This is a genomic window from Streptomyces sp. NPDC002730, assembly GCF_042888805.1.
Classification (GTDB): domain Bacteria; phylum Actinomycetota; class Actinomycetes; order Streptomycetales; family Streptomycetaceae; genus Streptomyces.
This window is the reverse complement of the sequence record NZ_JBIAQG010000021.1, coordinates 52,245-74,773: the sequence shown is the minus strand read 5'-3', so window position 1 is coordinate 74,773 and position 22,529 is coordinate 52,245. Positions and strand designations below refer to the sequence as shown.

The window sequence follows — 22,529 nt, the reverse complement described above, 5'->3', positions numbered from 1 at the left end:
TTGCGGGCCTTCCTCCCAGTTGTCCCTTCTGCCCCCTTTTCCAGAAGAAGACGGCCTTGCGCTCGGCCCATTGATTGTCCCCACCCGGTCGCTGCACCACACAACGGTAGGTGCGCGGACGTGCTCCGGTCCGGTATTCGGCGAGATGGAATGCAGTGCGGCGGCGAAATCCACCCGGCCCTTCGGCGCTCCGCACGGACTCGGCCAACCGGCCCATCCGACGGCTGCGGATCCGGCGACGTCGATGGCCGGCAGGTCCGCCCGGAAGGCCGCCGCCTGCTCGGGTGTCATCACGGCATCGGGGTGACGGCCGGCCGGCGTGTCCGCCCGGGCTCAGCCACAGTCCGACTCTTTCCACAACTCGTCCAGCAGGCGCCGGCCGCTGACGGTCAGTTCGGCCGCGCGCGCCAGGGTTTCCAGCGCGGGCCTGGCCTGCTCGGCTCCGGCCGGTTCGAAGGCCGCGAGGCCCACACGTTCGTACGCTCCGGCCAGCAGCTCGGAGAGGGGCATCGGCGTCTCCCGCCAGGGCGCCCGATGGGTCCACCAGCCGTCCTGCGCGTAGAGATCGGTGACCTCGACCAGTGCCTGCAGTTTGGCCCGCCTGAAACCGCGCAGCAGCGCGGTTGCCAGCTCCTCGGGCGTGCCGGGCACCGCGATCCCGAGCGCTCCATAGCCGTGCCGGCGCACCGACGCCTCACCCGAGACCAGCGGTGTCAGGGTCGTCAGACAGTCGGCGGCCTCCGCGGCCTGTGCGGGTACGGTCTGCCGCAGCAGCTGCCAGGCCTCGGCCAGCCGCCCGCTCCAGCCGTCCGCCTCACGGGAGCCGAGCCGCTCCCGCACGGGTAAGCCGAAGCAGTCCCGGTACGGGTCGATGTCGTCGAGGCGCAGCGCGGGCACCCCGTCGCCGCCGAGCCTGCGCACGGGCCGCCAGTCGCCGCTGTCCTCGTCGGCGCGTACGTGCCACGGCTCGCGGCCGTCCACGTGTACCAGGAACCCCTTCTCGGCCGCGCGCACCTCGGCCTCGCCGTGCTCCCCGAGGCCCGTCAGCCGCAGCTCGCCGAGCGTGGGGAGCCAGAGCCTGCCGTTCCGGTACGGCGCCCGGACGGGTACCTCGAGCCCGGCTCGTACGACCGCGGCGGCGAGGTAGGACGGCAGCCGGAGCGCGAGCCCGGCCGCCTCCGGCCGCTCCTCGCGCAGGGCGGCCAGACAATCCTGCAGCCAGGTGTAGGTGTAGGGATGGCCGAGCACCACGTCGAGCGCGTCGGAGCGCCCCTCCAGGGCGGACGCCAACTCCCAGGCCTCGTCCCAGGCCTCGCCGCCCTGTCCGTCGAGCTCCAGGTGGACGTCGGCGAGCAGGGTGCGGGTCACGTCCTGGTGCTCGGCCATGAGTACGCCGGGGTCCGTGACCGCGGCGGACACGGTCGCGGCGGCGGTGCGCTGTTCGACACCGCGGATCAGCGCCTCGAGATCGCCGCAGTACACGGAGGTGTTGTCGAAGTCGTTCCGGGAGCTGTAGCGGTGGGTGTAGAGCCCGCCGCCGCATGACCGTACGACCGGGCACTGGTGGCAGGTCTCGCTCACTCCGGCGAGTCCCTGCTGGCGTGCTCTGATTCCGGGGTGGGCCGCGACCTCGTCGAAAGGGTGGGCATACACATCGAATCCGGTGGCTGCGGCGCCCTCGTAGGCGCTCTTGAGGGAGTCGACCTGCTCCAGGGTGCCGTCGGTCTCGACGACGACGAGGTCGGTGGGCGCGAGGCCGAGGGATTCGGTGAGGCTGGGGCCGCCGTCGAGGGTGGAGAGCACCGATTCGAAGAGCCGTACCGGAATACTGCGGCCCTGCTCGTCCCAGCGGTCGAAGACGGCCAGGAGCCAGTCGGCGTAGGCGGTGGCCGAACCGTCCGGGCGGGCCGGCGGGGCGTCCCAGGTGGCGTGCGGCAGCAGAAAGTCGATACGCGGCGGTTCCAGCTCGGTGAGCGCGTTGTACACCGCGATCGGATCGTTGGCCACGTCAATGGTGCAGAGGAGACCGAGATAGAGGTGGCGGTAGCGCTCCTGGCGGAGCAGGTCGACGGCTTTGAGGACCAGGGGGTGGCTGGTGCGGCCGTCCGCGAAGCGGCGATGGCGGTCGTTCGCACTCCGGTCGCCGTCGAGGGAGATCCCGACCTTGACGTCGTACTCGCTGAAGAGGTCGAGGTAGCGGGGGCTGAGCTGGAGGCCGTTCGTATGGATACGAAGATCGAGTTCGGCGATTCCGTCGAGGGCCTTGGTGAGCTCCTCGCAGATGTGTCGCAGCCGTGCGGGCCCTGCCAGAAGAGGCTCCCCTCCGTGCAGGATCACTGACACGGAGGGCAGGGCATGACTCTTGGCATGCTCGGCCAGTCGCAGAGCTGTCCAGGAAATCGCTTCGTCAGAGATTGCCTTCGGGCGAGTGCGCCAGCTCTGATCAGCGTGTTCGTAGATATAACAGTGGTCACATGCAAGATCACATCTGCTGTGGACCTTCAATACGATCTCGCGGAATGGGACCAGGGGTCCAGTCATTCCGCCAGTCTAGAGCGCCGAGTTGAACGTGGACGCACGCCGAGTGACGTCGACCGAGACGGGGAGCACCCGGGCGAGCTTCCTGGCGGCAACGGCGCCACGGAGATCGATCTGAGCCAACGGGACGCGATTCTTCTTCGCAGCGGCGAAGGACGCTGAGGTCTGAAACTTCATGAGGGGCCGTCCTTGATGTTGTGTCCAGCGTTGTGTCCAGCACAGATACCACGCACCGTTGCGATGCCGGCGGCACGACTTTACTCTCATGGCCACTCGCAGCAACTCAGCACATGGAGACGGAACAAAAGAGTTGTGGCGCATTCTCGCAGGACAGTACGGAACAAGCCATTCCGCCTAAAGAGTGAAGACAAAACTGCAGACGGGAGTGCGCATGACCGAATTTTCCGGCCCACTGCACAGCATGGTCTTTCGTAACACTGATCTGCCGGTTCTCTTCCATCGCACGGACAGCGTCGCGATCTCGCACCAGCGCGAGGCCGTCGGCTCCACCCGCTCCCAGCTGCTGCTCCTGGTCCTGGGCGCCGCCCTGGCCACGCTGCCGTCCTCACTGAAGCTCGGTGACACTTTCCAACTCGCGGGCGCACTCAGCACGTTGGCCTATACAGGGGTGCTCGCGCTGGGCTATCGCACCTCCCGGCGCAGAGCAAAGTCGCACTGGCAACTCAACCGCTCCGCAGCGGAGTTCATCAAGTCGATGTGCTGGCGGTACGCCGTCCATGGAGCGCCCTTCGACTCCCACTCCACCGATGCGGACGAGCTGTTCGCCGTGCGCCTGGAGGAAGGGCTGCGGGAGCTGGCCAAAGTCGGCTGGCAGGACCCGCGCCACGGCGATGCCGAGGTGGCCGCCGCGGACCTGATCACCACACCCATGCGGCGGCTGCACGCGAAGACGTTCAGCATCCGCAAGGAGACCTATGTCAGGGACCGGCTGATCGAGCAGCGCAACTGGTACCACCGGAGCACGGAGAACTCCCGCCGCGCCACCGCGCTCTGGTCCGCGTCAATCGGGCTGCTCACCCTGCTCGCACTCTTCTTCGCGCTGCTGAAGACCTTCTCGATCGCCGAATCCGTCGATGTGATGGGCCTGTTGTCGGCGGCAGCCGCCGCCTGTCTGGCCTGGAGCGAGATCCGGCGCCATCAACCCCTCATCGCTGCCCACTCGTTGGTCGAGGAGGACCTGGCGGCGATGCATACGGCGATGGAGACCTCGGTCAGCGATGTGGAGTGGCCGTCGGCGGTCTACGAGACCGAGCGCATCGTCTCGCCCCAGCACACCGACTGGCTTGTGAGGCACCGTAGTTGAGGGATGGTCAGTAGCGCTCGACGCCCTCGCGCCAGATGACCGTCACGGGCTTGCCGAGGTGTCGGGCGTAGCGGACGATGTCGCCCGTGCCGCCGAGACCGCGGGCCGGGCGGCCGTCCCAGACCGCCAGCAAACGGTCGCAGTTGTCGGCGATATAGGCGCCGGCCGCGTAGTAGGCCTCGTCCGTGGAGTGCGGGAAGGACAGCTGGACCTCCCGGCTCGCCCTGCCCCTGAGGTCCTGGTACCTGGCGAGCTCGTCCGGGGCCGTGAAACCGGCTTCGTAGTCGCCACTGGGGATCACCACGGTCAGTTCCGCGCCGTACTCCAGAGCGATGTCCGCGAAGAGCTGGTCAGCGCCCGCCGCGAGACTGGAGAGTGCTTCCATCGAGCCCTCGTGACCGCAGAACTCGGCGCGCATCCCGGCGCGGATATGGGCGTGCGCCTCGGGCGGGATGCCTCTGTGGCCGGTCACTCCAATGCGTTTCACTGATCCGCAACCCCCGTTGTTCCGGTGCCCGACCGCTCTGACATCCTCTCAAAAGGGAGAGCGACGTCGAGCCCCCGTCCGCTGATATTGGACGGGGGCTCGACTGCTGTCGGTTGCGGTGGTGGTGCGTCAGTAGACACTGACTCCGTAGGCGCTCAGCGCCTCGGTGACCGGCTGGAAGAATGTCGTACCGCCGGAGGTGCAGTTGCCGCTGCCGCCGGAGGTCAGGCCGATGGCCCGGCTGCCGGAGTAGAGCGAGCCGCCGCTGTCTCCGGGTTCGGCGCAGACGTTGGTGCGGATCATGCCGTAGACGATGTCACCGCCGCCGTAGTTGACCGTGGCGTTGAGGCCGGTGACGCTGCCGCAGTGGGTGCCCGTGGTGGAACCGCGGCGACAGACGGACATGCCGACGGTGGCGTTGGCCGCGCTGGTGATGTCCTGGCTGCCGACGGTGCCCGGGTGGGCGATCGAGGTGTTGGAGTACCTCACGATGCCGTAGTCGTTGCCCGGGAAGCTGGATCCGGCCGTGGGACCGATGCTCGTGGAGTGCGAGGAGTTGGTGTACCAGGGCGGGTTGCCGTCGGTGCAGTGGCCTGCGGTCAGGAAGTAGTAGGTGCTGCCGCTGCGGACGTTGAAGCCGAGCGAGCAGCGCCAGCTGGTGGCATAGATGGCGTCGCCGCCGGAGATGAGCTTGGAGAACGTGCCGGCGGTGCGCTCGATGCGTATCGCGCCTGCGTTGGCCCCGGCTTCCTGCTTGATCTTTGTTATTTCGGCCTTCGAGACGGTGCTGTCGGCCGTGACGACCAGGGTGTTGGTCGCCTTGTCGATGAGCCAGGCGGTGCCTGCCACATCCGCGTCGAGTACGGCGTCGCTCGCGGCGGTGAGTTGGTTGGCGCTGAAGGTCTGTGCAGGGTTGGCGCTGGCGGCGGGGACGGCCAGCGCTGCGGCGGCGATCAGGCCAGTGGTGACGGCGAGCAGACGCATGCGTCTCGCCGTGCCACTGCGGGGGATGGTGCGCTTGATCCTCACTTGTCGTTCCTCCCGAGGGGAATCGGGGGCCCTTTGTGGGGTTCCGGGCCCGTGAGGCGCAGCCAGGGAGCATGTTCGGTTTTCGGACAGACTGTGCTCCTGACAAGCGCTGTTCGGGAGTATTCGGTGCGTCAACTTCCCGCGCAAGGGCGCCTTTCGGCCTCTCCGCGCCCCCATGCCGGACGGCCCCGGTGGCTCGTTGGCCACCGGGGCTGTGCCGTACTTGTCCGACCCGTAGGACGGGTCAGTGACTCCGAAGGTTCCGTTCGCCCGCCGGGACGGCGGTATCGAGGGTGTTCCCGGGGGGCGGGAAGGGGCAGATGAAGTGGTCCGCGAAGGCGCACGGCGGCAGCAGGGACCGGTTGAAGTCGACGGTCACCGTGCCGTCGGTGGCCGGCGCGGAGGGCCGCAGAAAGCGGAAACGGTAACTGCTGTTTCCGCTGGTCGCATCGGCGAAGACCGCCCAGAGCGAGCCGTCCGGCTCGACCGCGACCTGCAGCGTGCGCTCCTCGCCGTCGAGCTCGAAGGCGATCTCGCCGCCGAGGCCGAGGCCGCGCTCACGCCCGTCGGCGTTCTCGACCCGTACGCTGCGGTGTTCCTTGTACGGATGGAAGCGTCCCGGCAGCGCCCAGCGGGCGTCGTACGCCGTCGCCTCGATGCCCTGGAAGGCGTGCCGCGCCGGTGAGTCCGGGTCGAAGTCCCGTACCGCCCACAGACCTTCGCGGCGCAGTACGACCAGTCGCCGCTCGCCGTGCGCGACCCGGGATCCGGGGATCGGTCCGTGGTCCGCGGTGAGGCGGACGGGGCCGGTGAGGGGCTTGTCGTCCACGGTGAGACCGTCCTCGGCCGAGGCCGTCAGCACCACCGCGTCACCGTCCTCCAGCCAGCTCCCGGGGACGGCCGGAATTCGACCTTCCGGGTAGTCGGAGAGCCAGTAGGTACCGGTGAGCGAGAGCGGTCCGTACGGGGCCGCGACCGTGGCGGCACGCTGTTCGTGCCAGTTCTGCCAGTTCCGCTGGTCCTTGGCTGCGTGTGCGTCCTTGCTCATCCGATCAACCTTTCCACACCGGCTCGGCGAGCCCGAGGTGCGATCGCAGCGTCGAGCCGGTGTACTCCGCACGGAAGACCCCGCGCTCCTGGAGGAGCGGTACCACCTGGCCGACGAAGTCGTCGAGACCGTCGGGGGTGAGATGGGGGACGAGGATGAAGCCGTCGGCCGCGTCCTTCGACACGAACTCCTCCAGCGCGGCGGCGACGCTCCTCGCGGTGCCGATGAAGGACTGCCGGCTGGTCGTCTCGATGACGGTCTGCCGTATGGACAGGCCCTTGGCCTCCGACAGCGCACGCCACTTGGCGGCGATCGCGAACGGGTCGCCGGCCTTGACCCGGCCCTGGACGAGGACGGAGTCCGGATCGGGATCGATGTCGGGGAGCGGCCCTTCGGGGTCGTACGAGGAGAGGTCGCGGCCCCAGACCAGCTCAAGGGCGAGGATCGCGTTCTGCGGCGAGACCTGCCGGTGGCGGATCTCCGCGGCCCGCTCCTGCGCCTCGGCGTCCGTGTCGCCGAGGACGAAGCTGACCCCGGGCATGATCTTGAGGTCGCCGGGCTCCCGTCCGTACGCGGCGAGCCGGGCCTTGACGTCGGCGTAGAAGGCGCGGCCCGCCTCCAGCGTGCCGTGCCGGGTGAAGATCACGTCCGCGGTGGATGCGGCGAACTCCCGGCCCTCGTCGGAGTCGCCCGCCTGGATGACCACGGGGTGGCCCTGCGGTGACCGGGGAACGGTGAACTCGCCCTCGATCACGAAGTGTTGACCTGAGTGCGCGAAGGGACGAGGCGTCCCGTCAGGCGTCCAGGAGTCCCAGAGCGTACGGGCGACGGAGACGAACTCGGCGGCGCGGGGGTAGCGGTCGGCCCGGTCGAGATAGCCGCCGCGGCGGAAGTTCTCCCCGGTGAAGGCGTCGGAGGAGGTGACAACGTTCCAGGCGGCCCGGCCGCCGCTGAGATGGTCCAGGGAGGCGAGTCGGCGAGCCAGTTCGTACGGCTCGTTGAAGGTGGCGTTGACGGTGGCGGCGAGGCCGAGCCGTTCGGTGACGGCCGCCAGGGCATTGAGCACCGTGAGGGACTCGGGTCGGCCGACCACGTCCAGATCGTGGATCTCGCCCTTGTGCTCGCGCAGCCGCAGCCCCTCGGCGAGGAAGAAGAAATCGAAGAGTCCGCGCTCGGCGGTGCGGGCGAGATGCTCGAAGGAGGAGAAGTCGATCTGGCTCTTCGAGCGCGGGTCGGCCCAGACGGTGGTGCTGTTGACGCCCGGGAAGTGGGCGGCGAGATGCATCTGTTTGCGTTCGGCGGTCATGAGGTTCCCCCCGAGAGGGCGTACTGGTTGGCCGGGCGGGCGAGACCGAGATGCTCACGGAGCGTGCCGCCCGGATAGAAGGTGCGGAACAGACTGCGGTGCTGGAGCAGCGCGACCGTGCCGTTGACGATCCGCTCCAGGTCCCGGTGGGGTGCGATGGGCGCCAGATGGAAGCCGTCCACCGCCACCTCCGCGTGCCACTGGGTGATCAGCTCGGCGAGGTCGACCGGGCCGCCGCTGTAGTGCGGACCGCCCGCGAGCCGAGGGTCACTGTCCAGTCCGGGCTCGCTCTCGCCCAGGTCGACGACGAGCGAGACCAGGACGCGCAGCGTGTCCGGGTCACGGCCCTGCGCCTCGGCGCGTCGGCGTATGTCATCGCGGAGCGCGGCGGCCTGTTCGGGTGCGCCCGCCCGTACGAGAACGACATCGGCGTGCCGGGCGGCCGCGTCCCGGCCCGACTCCCCCGTGCCGTCCGCGACGGTGACGGGACGGCCCTGCGGCGGCCTCGGCACGATCGAGGGGCCGCGCACACTGAACGTGCCGCCTTGGAAGTCGACACGGTGGAGCTTGTCGCGGTCGATGAAGCGCCCTGTCGATATGTCGCGGATCTCCGCGTCGTCCTCCCAGCTGTCCCACAGCCGGGCGGCGACATCGGCGACCTCGCCGGCCTCCCGCCACAGCGCGTCGCCGGGCGCGGCCGGACGACGGCCGAAGAGCCGGGCCTCGGCCTCGGTGGTCGACACATCGACCTGCCAGCCCGCGCGGCCGCGGCTCACCCAGTCGAGGGTGGCCACGGCCGTGGACACATGGAAGGGCTCGGTGTGCGTGGTGGTCACGGTCGGTACGAGACCGATCCGTTCGGTGGTGGGCGCGACCCTCGACAGCACCGCGAGGGCGTCGAGCCCCGGCCGGGCGAAGGAGTCGCCGAGGCTGACGAAGTCGAGGGCGCCCTGCTCGGCGAGCCGGGCGAGCGCGACGTAGTACTCGGCGTCGTACCGGGCCGGGCCGTCGAGGGCGACGGCCAGATGGAGGGGCCTGGTGGGGGACATGGCGATGAATGCCTCTCTGGAGCCGGCGCTGGTCACTTCTTGGTCTTGGGCAGACCCGGCGGATTGATCTCCGACTTCGCGACGGCCTCGCTCGAGAGCCCCCAGCGCTTCAGGACCTTGGCGTACGACCCGTCCTCGATGATGTGGTCGATGGCCGCGGCGTACGCCGCGGCCAGACCGCTGTCCTTCTTCGTGGTGGCCGCGATCTTGCCCTGGACCTGCGAGCCGCCTCCCGACAGGGTGCCGATGATCTGGGTCTGTCCGGCCGAGGCCACGTGGTACGCGGCCGACGGGTTCGGCCCGAGATAGGCGTCGATGCGGCCCGACTGGAGGGCGAGGTAGTAGTCGGTGTCCTTCTGGAAGTACTTGATGTCGACGGGCTTGAGGCCTGCCTTGACGTTCTGCTCGCTCCAGTCGACGAGGATCTTCTCCTGGTTGGTGCCGGAGGAGACGGAGATGGTCTTCCCCGCCACGTCCTTCGGCCCCTTCACCCGCCAGCCGGTGCCCTTCTTCGCCTCGAAGGCCAGGTTGTCGAGCCGGTAGGTCGCGAAGTCGTACTTCTCCTTGCGCTCCTCGGTGACGGTGACATTGGAGAGGACGCCGTCGAACTTGGAGCTGTCCAGGCCGACGAAGAGGTTCTCCCAGGAGACCTCTTCGAACTGCGGCTTCAGGCCGAGAGTGTCGACGATCAGAGTGGCGATGTCGATCTCGGCGCCGATCCGCGTCTTGTCGTCGGTCGCGTAGAAGCCGAGCGGTGGCGAGGCGTCGGCGCTGGCGCCGATGCGTAGCGTGCCGCGCTTGCGGATCGCATCGGGCACCTTGGCGGCGACGGCGTCGACCTTCTTGCCGCGGATGCGGTGCTGGTCGGGCGAGATATTGATGCCCGCGCCCTTCTGGCCCTGGGGCTTCACCACGTCGGTCGCTGCGTCGCTGGTGCCTCCGCAGGCGGCGAGCAGACCGGAGGCGGCGATCGCGGCGACGGCGGTGGCGAAAGCGCGGCGGGTGTTCACGTGGAAACTCCTTGCAGACATGGGTGGTTCACAGGACCTTGGAAAGGAATGCGCGGGTGCGCTCGTGCTGGGGGTTGTCGAGTACGTCGGCGGGGGCGCCCTGCTCGACGATCCGGCCGTCGTCCATGAAGATCACGGTGTCGGCGACCTCACGGGCGAAGCCGATCTCGTGGGTGACGACGATCATCGTGGTGCCCTGGTGCGCCAAGTCCTTGATGACGTCGAGGACTTCGCCGACCAGCTCGGGGTCGAGGGCGGACGTCGGCTCGTCGAAGAGCAGCAGTTTCGGCTCCAGGGCCAGCGCGCGGGCGATGGCGACGCGCTGCTGCTGCCCGCCGGAGAGCTGCTTGGGGTAGGCGGACGCCTTGTCCTCGAGTCCCACCCTGGCGAGGAGCCTCTCCGCGGTCGCGATGGCTTCCTTGCGGGGCCGCTTCAGCGCGGAGACCGGCGCCTCGATGATGTTCTCGACCACGGTGAGGTGCGGGAAAAGGTTGAAGTTCTGGAAGACGAAGCCGATCTGGGTGCGCTGCTTGAGTACCTCGCGCTCGCGCAGCTCGTACAGCTTGTCGCCGGAGCGCCGGTAGCCGACGATCGAGCCGTCGACGCTGATCCAGCCGCTGTCCACCTTCTCCAGATGGTTGATGGTGCGCAGCAGCGTGGACTTGCCCGAGCCCGAGGGCCCGAGTACGACGGCGACCTCCCCCGTGCGCACCTCGAGATCGACTCCGCGCAGCACCTCCAGCGCGCCGAAACTCTTGTGCACGGACCGTACGTCGACCATCGCGCTCATCGCGTGGCCCCCTTTGCGAAGTGGCGTTCCACGTAGTGCTGGAGGACGGAGAGCGCGGTGGTCAGGAGGATGTACCAGGCGGTGGCGACCATCAGCAGCGGCACGACCCGGCCGTTGCGGCCGTAGATGACCTGGACCTGGTAGAAGAGCTCGCCGATCGCCATGACGGAGACGATCGAGGTGCCCTTGAAGAGGGAGACGATCTCGTTGGCGGCGTTGGGGAGGATCGAGCGCATCGCCTGGGGCAGCACGATGCGGCGCAACTGGCGCAGCCTGGGAATGCCGAGCGCGGCCGCCGCCTCCAGCTGACCGCTGTCCACGGCCAGTACGCCGCCGCGGACGATCTCCGCCGCGTACGCCGCCTGGTGCAGGGCGAGCCCGAGCACGGCCGCGCTCATCGCGCCGACCAGGCCCATCGTGTCGAAGGAGAAGAAGCCGGGCCCGAAGGGGATGCCGAACTGCAGCTCCTTGTAGAGGTAGGCGAGGTTGAACCAGAACAGCAGCTGCACGATGAGCGGGATGGAGCGGAACGCCCAGATGTAGGTGAAGGCCACCGACTTGAGGAAGGGGCTCGCCGACAGTCGCATGAAGGCCAGGACGATGCCGAGGGCGAAGCCGATCGCCGTGCCGTAGAAGGTGAGCTGGAGGGTGATCCAGACGGCCTTGAGGATCACTTCGGCCGTGAAGAACTCCGCGAAAACCTCCCACTCCCAGCCGGGGTTGGTGGCCAGCCCGTGCAGAAACTGCACAAGCAGGATCGCGGTGGCCGCGACGGCCGCCCAGCGCCAGGGATGGCGCACGGGCACCACCTTCAGCGCACCGTAGTCCTCGGGTTCCGCGACGGTGGGTGGTGGCGCTTTGTCGACAGGTGGATCGCTGGTCAGCGACATGGGGTCCTCACGTTCGTACGTACGAGAAAGGGGGGTAGCGCTCAGGCCCTCAGGCCCTCAGGCCCTCAGGCGCTCAGGCGCTCAGGCGCTCAGGCGCTCGCGACAGGCGAGATCACGCAGTAGGGCGAGCGCGGTACGCGCGGTGGCGTCGTTCTGCCGGAACGCCGCGCCGCCCGTGCGCGGCCGGGTGAAGGCCCCGCCCGCCCGCGCGGTGGTGTGCGGGCCGAGCGCGAAGCGGCGCGGATGCGGCCGGCCGCCTCGCTCCAGCACCCGGCCGTCCTCGGGGTCCACCGACAGAAGACCGGTGGGGGTCGCGTCGGCACCGTCCGCGTACAGGGAGCGCAGCAGCGGGCTACGGGTGCGTTCCAGCGAGGGCTCGGGCAGCCGGGCCTCGACCAGCGCCCGCGCCTCGATCCACTCCCCGGGCACGCCGGCGCCGCCTGCCCGGAAGACCGCCCGTTCCTCGTCGGCCTCGACGGTGATGCCCGCGCCGAGGAAGCGGACGACACCGGCGCGGGAGAGCGCGAGGAGCTGGCGCAGCCGGGGCCCGGGCGGGCCGGAGGCGAGATAGCTGAAGAAGCCGTGCCATCGGCCGCCGATGTCGCCGAGGCGGATCAGCTGCCCGTAGACGGAGAGCAGTCCGAGGAAGACCGCGAGGTCTTCGCTGTGGGCGCGGTCGTGGCGGCGGTCGAGGTCTGCGGTGATGTAGCTGCGCAGCCCGTCCTGGAGTGCGTCGTACGAGCCGAAGCGCAGCCCGTCCAGCGGATGGTCGAGCGCCTCGAGGTCGAGGCGGTCGGCGGGGTCGGGGACGGAGGCGGCGACCAGGGTGTGCAGTTCGGGACTGCCCGGTGCGGCGGCGGCGTACTTCTCCTCGAAGTCGGGCCAGTTGACCGAGGTTCGCTCGGGGTGGGCGGCGAAGAGACGGTGGTAGTGGGCGAAGCCCAGCTCTTTGTCGATGAGCGGCCACAGGTCGCGCTGATAGTCGACGGGGCCGGGCCGGCTCAGCAGCGCGTCCACCTCGGCGGGGCCGAAGAAGCGTGGCAGCGGCGGAGGTTCACCCTCCCAGCCGTAGCCGATCTTGGAGTGGTACGGCACACCGCGCCGTGATCCGACGTACAGGACGGGCTCCTGGCCCGACGGCACGTACTCGCCGTTCGCGTACCGTCCGCCACGGCCCTCGGTGAGCAGCACCATCAGATCGACAAAGGCGAGCCCGAAGCCGCGGACGATGACCGGCTCGCCCGCCGGGAGGCCTTCGAGATCGCTGTCGGCGGTGAAGTCCGGCGGCAGGTGGAGCAGCCCGCGGCGGCGCGCGAAGTCCGCCAACTCCTTCTGTTCGTCGCCGAGTTCGGCGTCGAGGTGGCCCAGGGTAAGCACCACGAGATCGGCGATGAGCGGCTCTCTGCGCCCTTCGAGCCAGACCCGCTGGCGCCCTTCACGCGGACCGCTGACGCGCAGCGCCCGCGCCCGGTGCTCGTGCACGGCGACGGCCGGCGGCAGGGCGGCCACCGCCTCCTCGTACACCCAGCGCAGATACGCGCCCTGCTGCTGCCTGCTGGGAAAGGTCGGGCCGTCGAGACCTGCCCACTCCGCGAGCGTGGGGCCCGGCAGTACGGGCCCGTCCAGCGTCACGGTGTCGTCGGTGAACATGGTGACGTCCTCGGCCATGGAGTTCATCCACAGGAGCGGGGACTGCTCGTGCCGCCAGATCCGGCCGCCGCCCGGCGGATGCGGGTCCACCAGATGGATGTCCAGCGGAAGACCGGCGTACAGCTCAGGGGCGTTGGCGGCCAGCCGCTCCAGGAAACCGGTCCCCCGCGGACCGGCTCCGATCACGACGATGGACGTCATCGCGCACCTGCCGTGCCGCGCGCGTAGTACTTCTCGACATAGTGCTGACCGACGCTGAGGAGTGAGGTCACCACGACGTACCAGAGGGTGGCGACGAGCAGCAGCGGTACGACCTGGTAGGTGCGGTGGTAGACGAGCTGCACCGAGTAGAGCAGGTCCTGCACGGCGATCACGCTGACGATCGAGGTGCCTTTGAGGGTGCCGATGAGCATGTTCCCGGCCGGCGGCACGATGGAGCGCATCGCCTGCGGCAGAACGATCCGGCGCAGCCGGCGCCACCGTCCGAGGCCGAGCGATTCGGCGGCCTCGATCTGTCCGCGTTCGACGGACAGGATGCCGCCGCGTACCACTTCGGCGGCGTACGCGGCCTCATGGAGGGTGAGCCCGATGATCGCGATGGTGACCGGGCTGAGCAGATTGACCGTCCTGACGCCGAGGACCTGCGGGTAGAGCGCACCGATGTTGAACCAGAACAGCAGCTGCACCAGGATCGGCGTCGAACGCAGCAGCCAGATGTATCCCCAACTGACGTTGCGCAGCACGGGATTGGCGGACAGCCGCATCACGGCGAGCAGCGTGCCGAGCGCGAAGCCCAGCACCATGACGACACCGGTCAGCCAGAGAGTGAGGCCGAGGCCGCGCAGTACGGACGTCGAGGTGAAGTAGTCGCCGACCACGTCCCACTGGAAGGCGTCATTGCGTACGACGGAACTGACGGCGCCCGCGAGCAGCAGCAGGACGACAACTGCGGCCGCCCACTGGCCGGTTCGGCGTACGGGCACGATGCGCGGCTGCACGGTGTCGGTCTTGGAGGGCGGAGCCGCGGGAGATTCGGGGAGGGTGTCTGTAGGCACAGCCATGCGAAGGCTCCGTGGATGCAGAGATCGAACACGGGAATGCCTTCACCAGAAACACAACGCGGACCGAGCCCCTCAGCACGATCCGTTGCTGAGACTAGGGGGTGCGCACGGCCCGATGTCAAGCCTGTCCGTACTGTGAGCCGTCTGTCTCAGGACAGTTGACGCAGAAACGGATGCCTGTTCCACTTGGGCCATGCATTCGCAGCAGTGGCTGGTCACGCGCTCCCACATCGACTTCGGTCGCGTGTGGTCCTCTTCCTGTTGAGCTGACCCCGCTGCCTTTCTCGCGCCCGCGCTCGCGCCTTCGCGCCGTCTTCTTGCATTTCTCGCATTTCTCGCATGTCGCGCCTTCACCCACATAACGCCGCGCATCACTCCCCCTCGCCCACTCTTGTTCCTTCTGCCTGCTCGAAGTAGGGCACACATGACCTTCACCCCGAGCCGTGGTTCCGCGCTGTCCGTACGCCGGACCACGGTCGACGACCCGCTCGCCCGTCCACTCCTCGAGGAACTGGCGCACGAGTACATCAGCCGGTACGGCTCCGCCTTCGATCTGGAGCGCTACCCGTCCGAGGAGTTCGCTCCGCCGGGCGGTGCGTTTCTGCTGCTCCTGGAGCAGGGCCGGCCGGTGGCCGGTGGCGCGTACCGCCGCTACGACACCACCACGGCCGAACTCAAGAGGATCTGGACGCACTCCGCGCACCGCCGCCGCGGCCTGGCCCGGCGCGTGCTGCGCGTACTCGAACGGGAGGCAGCCGAGCGCGGCTACTCCCGGATCCATCTGACCACCGGTCCGCGCCAGCCCGAGGCCAAGGGCCTCTATCTGGCCGCCGGATACCGCCCGCTCTTCGATCTGTCCGCAGATCCGGAGTCGATCGGCCCGCTGCCGTTCGAGAAGCACCTGGAGACCCCCGCATCATGAGCAGGAAACGCCACGCCGCCGTCTTCGCGCTGATCACCGCCGCCGCGCTCACAGTCACCGCCTGCGGCTCGGGCGACCCGGCGACCGCCGGCGTCGGTGCCCAGCCAAGTGGCAAACCCGGCCGGATCCCGACCGACGATGTGGTGTCGTCGGTGCCGAAGGACGAGGCGATCGCGAAGCTGCTGCCCGCGGACGTACGCAGCCGGGGCACCCTCACCATCGCCACCTCCGTCGGCAATCCGCCGGGCGCCGTCTACCTGGAGGACGGCAAGACCGTCGCGGGCCAGGACATCGACTTCGCGGAGGCCGCCGCCAAGGTGCTGGGACTGAAGCTGAAGCGCGAGGTGGCGAGCTTCGAGGCGATCCTGCCGGCGCTGAGCAGCGGCAAGTACGACCTGGGCACCGGCAATTTCGGGGTGACGGACGAGCGACGCAGGACCATCGACTTCGTCACGTACATCAATGACGGCCAGGGCTTCGCCGCGCTCGAGAACAGCAAACTGACGAAGATCTCGGACTTCACCGATCTCTGCGGTCTGAATGTCGCGACCGGCGCGGGCACCACGTTCGAGGCGTCCCTGGAGAAGAACAAGGGCCGCTGCTCCGAGGCGGGCAAGAAGCCGTACAAGGTCCAGACGTACAGCGAGTCGGGCGCGATCTGGATCTCGCTGCAGCAGGGCCGCAGCGATGTGGTGATGAGCACCATCAACGGGCTGCGCTACGCCGTCACCCAGCAGCAGGGCACCAAGTTCCTCAATGAGTTCAAGCGGCTCGACGTCGGCTTCGCCTTCAAGAAAGGCACACCGCTGGCGCCCGCCTTCCGGGCCGCGGTGAACAAACTCAAGACGGACGGGACGTACGACCGGATCCTGAAGAAGTGGGGCACCACGGAGTCGGCGATCGAGAAGTCGCAGATCTCGCCGCCGGAGCTGAAGTGATCCGACGGCGGAACCGAAATGATCCGACGGTCCGTCAGCAGCCGTCGCAGGGGCAACAGCAGTCGCAGCCGGGACAATCACAGTTGGAGCAGTCACAGTCGCGGCAGCAGCCCTCGCGCTTCTTGCGGGACCAGGGGCCCTCGTACTCCTTGGCACAGCAGATCTGGCAGGTGCAGAACAGCCCGGTGAATACGGCGCAGCCGGCCAGGAAGCCGCGCTTCTTGGGCTTCGGCGGTTCACCGCCGAACTGCGGAGGCAGCCCACCGGGGCCGCCGGGCCCACCGGGCACTCCCGGGTTGCCACCGCCGTAGGGGTTGTTCGAGCCGTAAGGGCCGTAGCCGCCGCCCTGGTGCGGATTTCCGTGCTGGGGCGGCTGTGGCGCGCCGTACCCCTGGTGCGAGCAGGTCGTCGTGCGGAACGCACGGTTCACCGAGGTACGCAGCTCGTGGGCGAGCAGCACATGCACCAGCCTGTCGTCGGTGAAGCGTGCGTCGCGCAGTGCGAGGCGCACCCCGTGCACCGCGTCGTCGGCGAGCCGGCGTGCCTCGGCCAGTGAGGTGCCGGTCGCGGTCAGCGGGTTCCAGGCACCCGACGCTGCGTCAGCTTCCCTGTCCTCCACGGCATCCAGCAGATGTGCCAGCCGTCCGAAGAGCTTGCCGGCCTCGGCGAGCGGCGCCACGTTCTCCGGCCTTCCGGCGAGTACGGCGGTGTGTGCGAAGGCTGCCGCGGTCGCCGTCTCGGTCGGCTCGGTGACGGTCAGCAACGGGGTGCCAGGACCGGCCAGCGACTCGATCCCGGTCTGCCGGTCGATGGCGTCGAGCAGCACCGCCGTGTCGAAGCCGAGCTCGGCGCCGGTGCGCGCCCCGGCCCGGTCCCAGCCCGCGGCGACCCGGCGCGCCGCGGCGGCCACCGGCTTGCGGGCCAACACCCCGTCCCGGTCGGCCACGTGGTCCCGTACCTTCGCCGACGCCAGCACCAGCGAGACGGCCGCCGCCAGGCGCGCGCCCTCGCCCCGGGCAACGGGTGCGGTACGCATGGCGCGCAGCGGGCAGGGGCCCGCGATGCGCCGTGCGGCGGGGGTGCGTTCCGTCTGAGCCTCCGTCAGAACCGAGACGATCAGGCCGTCGTAGTTGGTGACGACCCTGGCGAACTGGCCGTGGTCGGAGCGAAGTGCCAGGCAGAGCCCGCAGAGATGGGCCATCCACTCGGCCTTGAGGCCGTCCGTGAGCCGGTGAGTGCATGGCCTGACGATTCCGAACACGACGGTCCCCCGAGAGTCGTTCAACAGTGCGGGAGGCATCGTATCGAGCCACCCGTTCACCCGTACGCTCCACCATCACCCGTCCGGCCCGACTTTCATATTTTGAGTCCGCCACGCCCCGTACGCACGACGAATCTTGACGAATCGCCATATCTTCTGCACCAGTACCGTCACGAATCACCTGCGCGGCGACTATCTACTTGGCGCGCGATCCGCACTATGGACGACCATAGGGATGCGGAACGATACAAGACCGCAGTGAGCGGACTGGAGCGGAAGGAGGCGTCATGGGTTCGGTGCGCAAGGCGAGCGCCTGGCTGGGACTCGTCGAGGACAGTGACGAGCGTTACTACGACGACGACGAGTACGCCGAGGGCGCGGAGACGGGCGACGCGTGGGTCACCGACCCCCGGGTGCGCGTGGCTTCCGAGTCCGCCCAGGAGCAGGGCCGCCGGATCGCGACGGTCTCCCCGGACAGCTTCCGGGACGCCCGTGCCATCGGTGAGCTGTTCCGGGACGGCGTCCCGGTCATCGTGAACCTGACATCCATGGAGCCCAGCGACGCAAAGCGGGTGGTGGACTTCGCCGCGGGACTGACCTTCGGCCTGCGCGGCTCTATCGAGCGCGTCGCCACCCGGGTCTTCCTGCTGAGCCCCGCCGACACTCAGGTGGTCAGCGGGGAGGCCGCCGGCCGTTCCACTCAGGACGGTTTCTTCAACCAGAGCTGAGCAAGGTGCTCGCCGGCTCGCGAGCCTGTCCGGCGTTCGAGGACGACAGTCTGCCGGCCTACCGGAAGGCGTCCAGGCCGGTGAGTGCCTTGCCCAGCACCAGCTGGTGCATCTCGACGGTGCCCTCGTAGGTGAGCACCGACTCGAGGTTTGTCGCATGACGCATCACGGGGTACTCCAGCGAAATCCCGTTCGCACCGAGGATGGTGCGCGAGGTGCGGCAGATCTCGATCGCCTCCCGCACATTGTTGAGTTTCCCGAAGCTGACCTGTTCGGGGCGGAGCTTCCCGGCGTCCATGCGGCGGCCCAGATGGTGCGCGAGCAGGATCCCCTTGTGCAGTTCGACGGCCATGTCGGCGAGCTTGGCCTGGGTGAGCTGGAAGCCGCCGATCGGCCTGCCGAACTGCTCGCGTGTCTTCGCGTACTCAACAGCCGCCTCGAAGCTGGACCGGGCGGCGCCCATCGAGCCCCAGACGATGCCGTAGCGCGCGTGCGACAGACAGCTCAGGGGACCCTTCAGACCGGTGACTTCCGGCAGTACGGCGTCGGCCGGCAACCGCACCTCGTCGAGGACGAGTTCGCTGGTGACGCTCGCGCGCAGGGACCACTTGTGCTTGATCTCGGGCGCGGAGAAGCCGGCGGCGTCGGTCGGTACGACGAACCCGCGAATGCCCTCGTCGGTCTGTGCCCACACCACGGCGACACCGGCCACCGAGCCATTGGTGATCCACATCTTGCGGCCGGTGAGCACCCAGTCGCCGCCGTCGCGCTTGGCGAAGGTGCGCATACCGGCCGGGTCGGAGCCGTGGTCGGGCTCGGTCAGGCCGAAGCAGCCGATGATCTCGCCGGCTGCCATGCCGGGCAGCCACCGCTGCTTCTGCTCCTCGGAGCCGAAGCGGTGGATCGCGTACATGGCGAGCGAGCCCTGTACGGAGACGAGGGAGCGGATGCCGGAGTCGGCGGCCTCGAGCTCCAGGCAGGCCAGTCCGTACTGGACGGCGGTGGCGCCCGCGCAGCCGTATCCCTTCAGCGACATGCCGAGCGCGCCGATCGAGCCGAGCTCGCGGGCCAGTTCGCGGATGGCGGGGAGCTCTCCGCTCTCGTACCAGTCGGCGATGTACGGCAGGACGCGGTCGGCGGCCCAGGTGCGGACGGTGTCGCGGATCGCGAGGTCCTCGGGGTCGAGCAGATCGTCGAGGCCGAGGGGGTCGCCGGCGTCGAAGGGCGGCAGCTTCGAGGGTGCGGACATGACGTGGCCTCCGGTGGCGCTCACACAGCGGTTCACAGAAAAGTTCACGGAGAAACGGAGAAACGGAGCAGGTGACGGACAGGATCACCGAAAACTAGCAGTGTTAGTTACGGCACGGGCTGACGTTACGGCTCAGCGTGCCGTGCGTCCAGACCCGGTCGCCTCGGCGGGCTGGCGGCTTGCCGGCAGCGAGACTTCCGGGCGCCTCGGCTTCGGGCACTTCTCGACCGTGGCGCACTCCATCACCCGCGGCAGCCGCAGCGCGGCGAGCGCGCCGAGCAGCAGCAGGCCCGCGCTGACCAGGAGCGTGACATGGAGGCCGTCGACGAAGGAGTGACGGGCTGTGGTGCGCAGCAACTCTCCGGAGGCACCGCCCAGCCGGTCCGCCACCTGGTAGGCCTCGCCCAGCGAGTGGGCCGCGGCGGAGCTCGCCGAGCCGGGGACGCCCGTGAGGTTGACGAGCGACGGCGCGTAGGCCGCGTTCATGACGCTGCCGAGCAGGGCTATCCCCATGCCCGCACCGAGTTGGTACGAGGTCTCGCCGATCGCGGCCGCGCCGCCCGCCTGGTCCGGCGGAGCCTCGCTGAGCATCGACTCGTACGCGGCGAACAGCGTGGTCTGCAGCCCGAAGCCGAGGAACACGAAGCCCGTGGTGAGCAGCCACGGCCGGTCGTGCTGTCCCATCAGGGTCAGCAACAGCACCGCCGCGGCGGTCAGGACGAAGCCCCAGCCGACCATCCGGCGCGGGCCGATCCGGTGCAGCGTGTGCGAGCCGGTGGCGCCGGCAGCCATCGCGGCGAAGGTCAGCGGCAGCAGCCGCAGACCGGTCTCCATCGGGCTGAGCCCGAGGACCAGCTGCAGATACTGGACGGCGATCAGCTCCAGGCCGACCAGCGCCAGCATGGCCAGCACGATGCAGCCGACGGAGGTGGAGAAGGCGACCCTGGCGAACATCCGCATATCGATCAGCGGGTGCTCACGGCGCTTCTGCCGCCGTACGAACAGGGCGAGCAGCACACCGCCGAGCAGCAGCGGGCCGACCGTTCTGACGTCGAGGACCGTATCGCCGGCGCCCAGCCGCTTCACGCCGAGGACCGCGCCGAGCACTCCACCTGCCGCCATCAGCGCGCCGAGCACGTCCCAGGGTCCGTCGGCGCCGCCCCTGGACTCGGGGAGCAGCCAGCGGCCTATCGGCAGGATCAGTGCCATCAGCGGAATGTTGATCAGGAAGACCGAGCCCCACCAGAAGTGCTCGACGAGAAAGCCGCCGAGTACGGGTCCGGTGGCGGCGCCGACCGCGGCGACCGCGGTCCACATGCCGATCGCCATCGCCCGCTCCCGCCGGTCCGGGAAGACCGCGCGGAGGATCGAGAGCGTCGCGGGCATGATCATCGCGCCGCCGACGCCGAGCAGGGCGCGCGCCCCGATCAGCACCTCGGGGTTGGTGGCGAGGGCGGCGACCGCGGAGGCGGCGCCGAAGATTCCGTAGCCGATCAGCAGGACACGGCGGCGGCCGACCCGGTCACCGAGAGTGCCGAAGAGGATCAGCAGCGCGGCACAGATGAGGGGGTACGCGTCCACGATCCACAGCAGCTCGACGCCGCTGGGGCGGAGGTCCTCGGTGACGGCGGGGACGGCGACATGCAGCACGGTCGCGTCGAGGGCGACCAGCAGAAGGCTGATGCAGAGGACGACAAGGACGACCCAGCGGTTGGCACCGCCGCCGACGGCACGCAGCCGTGCTCCGGCCGTGGTCGTCCCGGACATGTACACGTACCTCCCATGAGTCCCTCGCGCTCGGTGGGCCAGCCGGGGACGGTATTGAGTGGTGTCCCACAGGGCGGCCCGGCATCGACGGGCGAGTGAGCCGTCAGCGTACGCGAGTTCAGGCGTGTGGCGCGTGGTCCATCTCTCACCCCGAAGCCCACTCGCGTGTGGCGTACGCCACTCCGCAACCCTCTGGACGCCCCGTGGACGCCCTGACCAGGGCCTCACCGGAGCCGATCTTGGGCGGCTCCGAATGAGGGGAAAATTCCGTACGGGCAAGCGGTGAACTATTTCTGATGCACAGAAAGAGCACTCCCGAGAGGGCCACCGAGGAAATGGGACACAAGGTCACCGGGATTTCCGTATTGGCCCGGAATAAAGCCGGAGCTGAGACATACTCCACATCACATCGTCATCACAAACCCGCCGGATCGCCCTAGGCCGACACTCACTCGCTGTAACGTCGATTGGGTGCGTACCGACATCTTTGCCCGGCTGGACCGGGAGCCGGAACCGCCGAAGATAGAGATCCCGCGGATGAGCCGCACCCGTCTCGCCCTCTTCGGCGGGACGTTGGTGTTCTATCTCGCCATCGTCGTGGCCGTGCTTGCCCCGACCTGGCTGGTGATCATCGACTGGAAGGTCATGCTTTTCCGGCCCTATCAGCAGTGGCCGGAGCTGCACGCCTTTCTCGACTACTTCGTGGTGCTCGGCCAGCGCGGGCCTACGGCCGTGATGGTGGCGGCCTGGCTGGGCTGGCGCTCCTGGCGTCAGCACACCCTGCGCCCCCTGCTCGCGCTCGGCGCCTCGCTGCTGCTGCTCAACGCGACGGTTGGCGCCGTCAAGATCGGTCTCGGCCGCCTCGGCCCCCACTACGCGACGCAGATCGGTTCCGCCGAACTCTTCGCCGGCGGCGATATATTTCCCTCCGGGCATACCGCGAACGCGGTCGTGACCTGGGGAATCCTGGCGTATCTGGCCACCACTCCGCGAGCCAGACGCTACCTGTCGGCGGTCTCGGCGGTGGTCTCCCTCGGTGTCGGCCTCACGACCGTTTATCTCGGTACGCACTGGCTGAGCGATGTGCTGCTCGGCTGGGCCGCCGGGCTGCTGATCCTGCTCGCCCTGCCCTGGTGCGAGCCGCTGATCGGCCGTGCGGAGGCCTGGATCCTCTCGCTGCGCGAGCAGTGGCGTGCGCGCCGTCGGCTCGCTCCTTCGCTGCCGGTCGCGGCCGGTGGTCCGAGGCCCTCGATGTTCCCGCAGCGCGGGGCCGGGCAGGACGAGGGTCAGAGCCGCGAGCCGGTGTCCGCAGGCAGCGGCACCCGGCCGCCGTCCAGCACGAGGACGACGACGCAGCTCACGCAGCCGCGGTCACACGCGGTGCGCTCCGAGCGGATGCCGATCACTCCGTCCGGCAGCCGCCGTCCGCCGACCTCACGGCCGGCCACAGGCGGCTGACGGGCAACGGAGCGCGCTCCGTTG

General features: G+C 69.1%; 20 protein-coding genes. 5 read left to right on the top strand and 15 right to left on the bottom strand.

Annotation, left to right across the window (positions count from 1 at the left end):
* Positions 1–333: 333 nt before the first annotated feature.
* Both fxsBH and fxsA read right to left on the bottom strand, forming a co-directional pair.
* Positions 334–2,541, bottom strand: a complete 2,208-nt coding sequence (gene fxsBH, locus ACFYXH_RS38575; RefSeq protein WP_389573443.1) for a radical SAM/SPASM protein FxsBH, inactivated beta-hydroxylase extension form — start codon at positions 2,539–2,541, stop codon at positions 334–336.
* 9 nt (positions 2,542–2,550) lie between these two features.
* Positions 2,551–2,715: an FxSxx-COOH cyclophane-containing RiPP peptide gene (fxsA, locus tag ACFYXH_RS38570; RefSeq protein WP_327322663.1), complete on the bottom strand. Its 165-nt coding sequence runs from the start codon at positions 2,713–2,715 to the stop codon at positions 2,551–2,553.
* A 244-nt stretch (positions 2,716–2,959) separates the two neighbouring features.
* Here fxsA and ACFYXH_RS38565 point away from each other — a divergent pair, with 244 nt between their 5' ends.
* On the top strand, positions 2,960–3,862 hold the full coding sequence (locus ACFYXH_RS38565; protein ID WP_389573507.1) for a DUF4231 domain-containing protein: 903 nt from the start codon (positions 2,960–2,962) through the stop codon (positions 3,860–3,862).
* A gap of 7 nt (positions 3,863–3,869) precedes the next feature.
* On the opposite strand, the gene ACFYXH_RS38560 is transcribed toward ACFYXH_RS38565, so the two are convergent.
* From ACFYXH_RS38560 to ACFYXH_RS38515, 10 genes are all read right to left on the bottom strand, one after another.
* The gene (locus ACFYXH_RS38560) at positions 3,870–4,349 is read right to left on the bottom strand and encodes a hypothetical protein (protein WP_362689640.1); all 480 of its coding nucleotides are present in this window, start codon (positions 4,347–4,349) and stop codon (positions 3,870–3,872) included.
* 129 nt (positions 4,350–4,478) lie between these two features.
* Complete coding sequence (locus ACFYXH_RS38555) at positions 4,479–5,378, bottom strand: S1 family peptidase (protein ID WP_389573439.1); 900 nt, start codon at positions 5,376–5,378, stop codon at positions 4,479–4,481.
* Positions 5,379–5,622: 244 nt separating this feature from the next.
* Positions 5,623–6,426 (bottom strand): DUF1684 domain-containing protein, encoded by an 804-nt coding sequence (locus tag ACFYXH_RS38550; protein WP_389573436.1) that lies wholly within the window; start codon positions 6,424–6,426, stop codon positions 5,623–5,625.
* Positions 6,427–6,430: 4 nt separating this feature from the next.
* Positions 6,431–7,732, bottom strand: coding sequence for an NtaA/DmoA family FMN-dependent monooxygenase (locus ACFYXH_RS38545; protein ID WP_389573433.1), 1,302 nt, complete (start codon positions 7,730–7,732; stop codon positions 6,431–6,433).
* Entirely contained in the window at positions 7,729–8,781 is a 1,053-nt protein-coding gene (locus ACFYXH_RS38540; protein ID WP_389573431.1) for an LLM class flavin-dependent oxidoreductase, read from the bottom strand. Before ACFYXH_RS38540 ends, ACFYXH_RS38545 begins: the two co-directional genes overlap by 4 nt.
* A gap of 32 nt (positions 8,782–8,813) precedes the next feature.
* A complete protein-coding gene (locus tag ACFYXH_RS38535; RefSeq protein WP_389573429.1) occupies positions 8,814–9,791 on the bottom strand; it encodes an ABC transporter substrate-binding protein in 978 nt (325 codons plus the stop codon).
* Between the two features lie 28 nt (positions 9,792–9,819).
* The gene (locus tag ACFYXH_RS38530) at positions 9,820–10,581 is read right to left on the bottom strand and encodes an amino acid ABC transporter ATP-binding protein (RefSeq protein WP_389573426.1); all 762 of its coding nucleotides are present in this window, start codon (positions 10,579–10,581) and stop codon (positions 9,820–9,822) included.
* Positions 10,578–11,471 (bottom strand): amino acid ABC transporter permease, encoded by an 894-nt coding sequence (locus ACFYXH_RS38525; protein WP_389573423.1) that lies wholly within the window; start codon positions 11,469–11,471, stop codon positions 10,578–10,580. Before ACFYXH_RS38525 ends, ACFYXH_RS38530 begins: the two co-directional genes overlap by 4 nt.
* An 81-nt stretch (positions 11,472–11,552) precedes the next feature.
* The gene (locus tag ACFYXH_RS38520; RefSeq protein WP_389573420.1) at positions 11,553–13,322 is read right to left on the bottom strand and encodes an FAD/NAD(P)-binding protein; all 1,770 of its coding nucleotides are present in this window, start codon (positions 13,320–13,322) and stop codon (positions 11,553–11,555) included.
* Positions 13,319–14,182 carry an amino acid ABC transporter permease gene (locus ACFYXH_RS38515; protein WP_389573418.1) on the bottom strand — a complete coding sequence of 288 codons (864 nt, stop codon included), beginning with the start codon at positions 14,180–14,182 and terminating at the stop codon, positions 13,319–13,321. The genes ACFYXH_RS38520 and ACFYXH_RS38515 overlap by 4 nt, the downstream gene beginning before the upstream one ends.
* Positions 14,183–14,606: 424 nt before the next feature.
* Between ACFYXH_RS38515 and ACFYXH_RS38510 the strand changes: the two genes are divergently transcribed.
* Positions 14,607–15,104, top strand: coding sequence for a GNAT family N-acetyltransferase (locus ACFYXH_RS38510; RefSeq protein ID WP_362689614.1), 498 nt, complete (start codon positions 14,607–14,609; stop codon positions 15,102–15,104).
* A complete protein-coding gene (locus tag ACFYXH_RS38505; protein WP_389573415.1) occupies positions 15,101–16,042 on the top strand; it encodes an ABC transporter substrate-binding protein in 942 nt (313 codons plus the stop codon). Before ACFYXH_RS38510 ends, ACFYXH_RS38505 begins: the two co-directional genes overlap by 4 nt.
* Before the next feature lie 34 nt (positions 16,043–16,076).
* Here ACFYXH_RS38505 and ACFYXH_RS38500 read toward each other — a convergent pair whose 3' ends face one another.
* Entirely contained in the window at positions 16,077–17,303 is a 1,227-nt protein-coding gene (locus tag ACFYXH_RS38500; RefSeq protein ID WP_389573412.1) for a DUF5685 family protein, read from the bottom strand.
* A 287-nt stretch (positions 17,304–17,590) separates the two neighbouring features.
* Between ACFYXH_RS38500 and ACFYXH_RS38495 the strand changes: the two genes are divergently transcribed.
* Positions 17,591–18,031 carry a cell division protein SepF gene (locus ACFYXH_RS38495; protein ID WP_389573410.1) on the top strand — a complete coding sequence of 147 codons (441 nt, stop codon included), beginning with the start codon at positions 17,591–17,593 and terminating at the stop codon, positions 18,029–18,031.
* A 58-nt stretch (positions 18,032–18,089) separates the two neighbouring features.
* On the opposite strand, the gene ACFYXH_RS38490 is transcribed toward ACFYXH_RS38495, so the two are convergent.
* Together ACFYXH_RS38490 and ACFYXH_RS38485 are read right to left on the bottom strand one after the other, a co-directional pair.
* On the bottom strand, positions 18,090–19,280 hold the full coding sequence (locus tag ACFYXH_RS38490) for an acyl-CoA dehydrogenase family protein (protein WP_389573407.1): 1,191 nt from the start codon (positions 19,278–19,280) through the stop codon (positions 18,090–18,092).
* A gap of 132 nt (positions 19,281–19,412) precedes the next feature.
* On the bottom strand, positions 19,413–21,047 hold the full coding sequence (locus tag ACFYXH_RS38485; protein ID WP_389573405.1) for an MFS transporter: 1,635 nt from the start codon (positions 21,045–21,047) through the stop codon (positions 19,413–19,415).
* A 471-nt stretch (positions 21,048–21,518) separates the two neighbouring features.
* Here ACFYXH_RS38485 and ACFYXH_RS38480 point away from each other — a divergent pair, with 471 nt between their 5' ends.
* The gene (locus tag ACFYXH_RS38480; protein ID WP_389573401.1) at positions 21,519–22,505 is read left to right on the top strand and encodes a phosphatase PAP2 family protein; all 987 of its coding nucleotides are present in this window, start codon (positions 21,519–21,521) and stop codon (positions 22,503–22,505) included.
* Positions 22,506–22,529: the final 24 nt, after the last annotated feature.

Excerpts from the sequence above, each read along its gene's own strand:
- ACFYXH_RS38485 (WP_389573405.1), bottom strand. The coding sequence starts at position 21,047 with ATGTCCGGGACGACCACGGCCGGAGCACGGCTGCGTGCCGTCGGCGGC.
- ACFYXH_RS38545 (WP_389573433.1), bottom strand. The coding sequence starts at position 7,732 with ATGACCGCCGAACGCAAACAGATGCATCTCGCCGCCCACTTCCCGGGC.
- fxsA (WP_327322663.1), bottom strand. The coding sequence starts at position 2,715 with ATGAAGTTTCAGACCTCAGCGTCCTTCGCCGCTGCGAAGAAGAATCGC.
- ACFYXH_RS38550 (WP_389573436.1), bottom strand. The coding sequence starts at position 6,426 with ATGAGCAAGGACGCACACGCAGCCAAGGACCAGCGGAACTGGCAGAAC.
- ACFYXH_RS38505 (WP_389573415.1), top strand. The coding sequence starts at position 15,101 with ATGAGCAGGAAACGCCACGCCGCCGTCTTCGCGCTGATCACCGCCGCC.
- ACFYXH_RS38520 (WP_389573420.1), bottom strand. The coding sequence starts at position 13,322 with ATGACGTCCATCGTCGTGATCGGAGCCGGTCCGCGGGGGACCGGTTTC.
- ACFYXH_RS38515 (WP_389573418.1), bottom strand. The coding sequence starts at position 14,182 with ATGGCTGTGCCTACAGACACCCTCCCCGAATCTCCCGCGGCTCCGCCC.
- fxsBH (WP_389573443.1), bottom strand. The coding sequence starts at position 2,541 with ATGACTGGACCCCTGGTCCCATTCCGCGAGATCGTATTGAAGGTCCAC.
- ACFYXH_RS38525 (WP_389573423.1), bottom strand. The coding sequence starts at position 11,471 with ATGTCGCTGACCAGCGATCCACCTGTCGACAAAGCGCCACCACCCACC.
- ACFYXH_RS38540 (WP_389573431.1), bottom strand. The coding sequence starts at position 8,781 with ATGTCCCCCACCAGGCCCCTCCATCTGGCCGTCGCCCTCGACGGCCCG.
- ACFYXH_RS38490 (WP_389573407.1), bottom strand. The coding sequence starts at position 19,280 with ATGTCCGCACCCTCGAAGCTGCCGCCCTTCGACGCCGGCGACCCCCTC.
- ACFYXH_RS38510 (WP_362689614.1), top strand. The coding sequence starts at position 14,607 with ATGACCTTCACCCCGAGCCGTGGTTCCGCGCTGTCCGTACGCCGGACC.
- ACFYXH_RS38530 (WP_389573426.1), bottom strand. The coding sequence starts at position 10,581 with ATGAGCGCGATGGTCGACGTACGGTCCGTGCACAAGAGTTTCGGCGCG.
- ACFYXH_RS38495 (WP_389573410.1), top strand. The coding sequence starts at position 17,591 with ATGGGTTCGGTGCGCAAGGCGAGCGCCTGGCTGGGACTCGTCGAGGAC.
- ACFYXH_RS38565 (WP_389573507.1), top strand. The coding sequence starts at position 2,960 with ATGGTCTTTCGTAACACTGATCTGCCGGTTCTCTTCCATCGCACGGAC.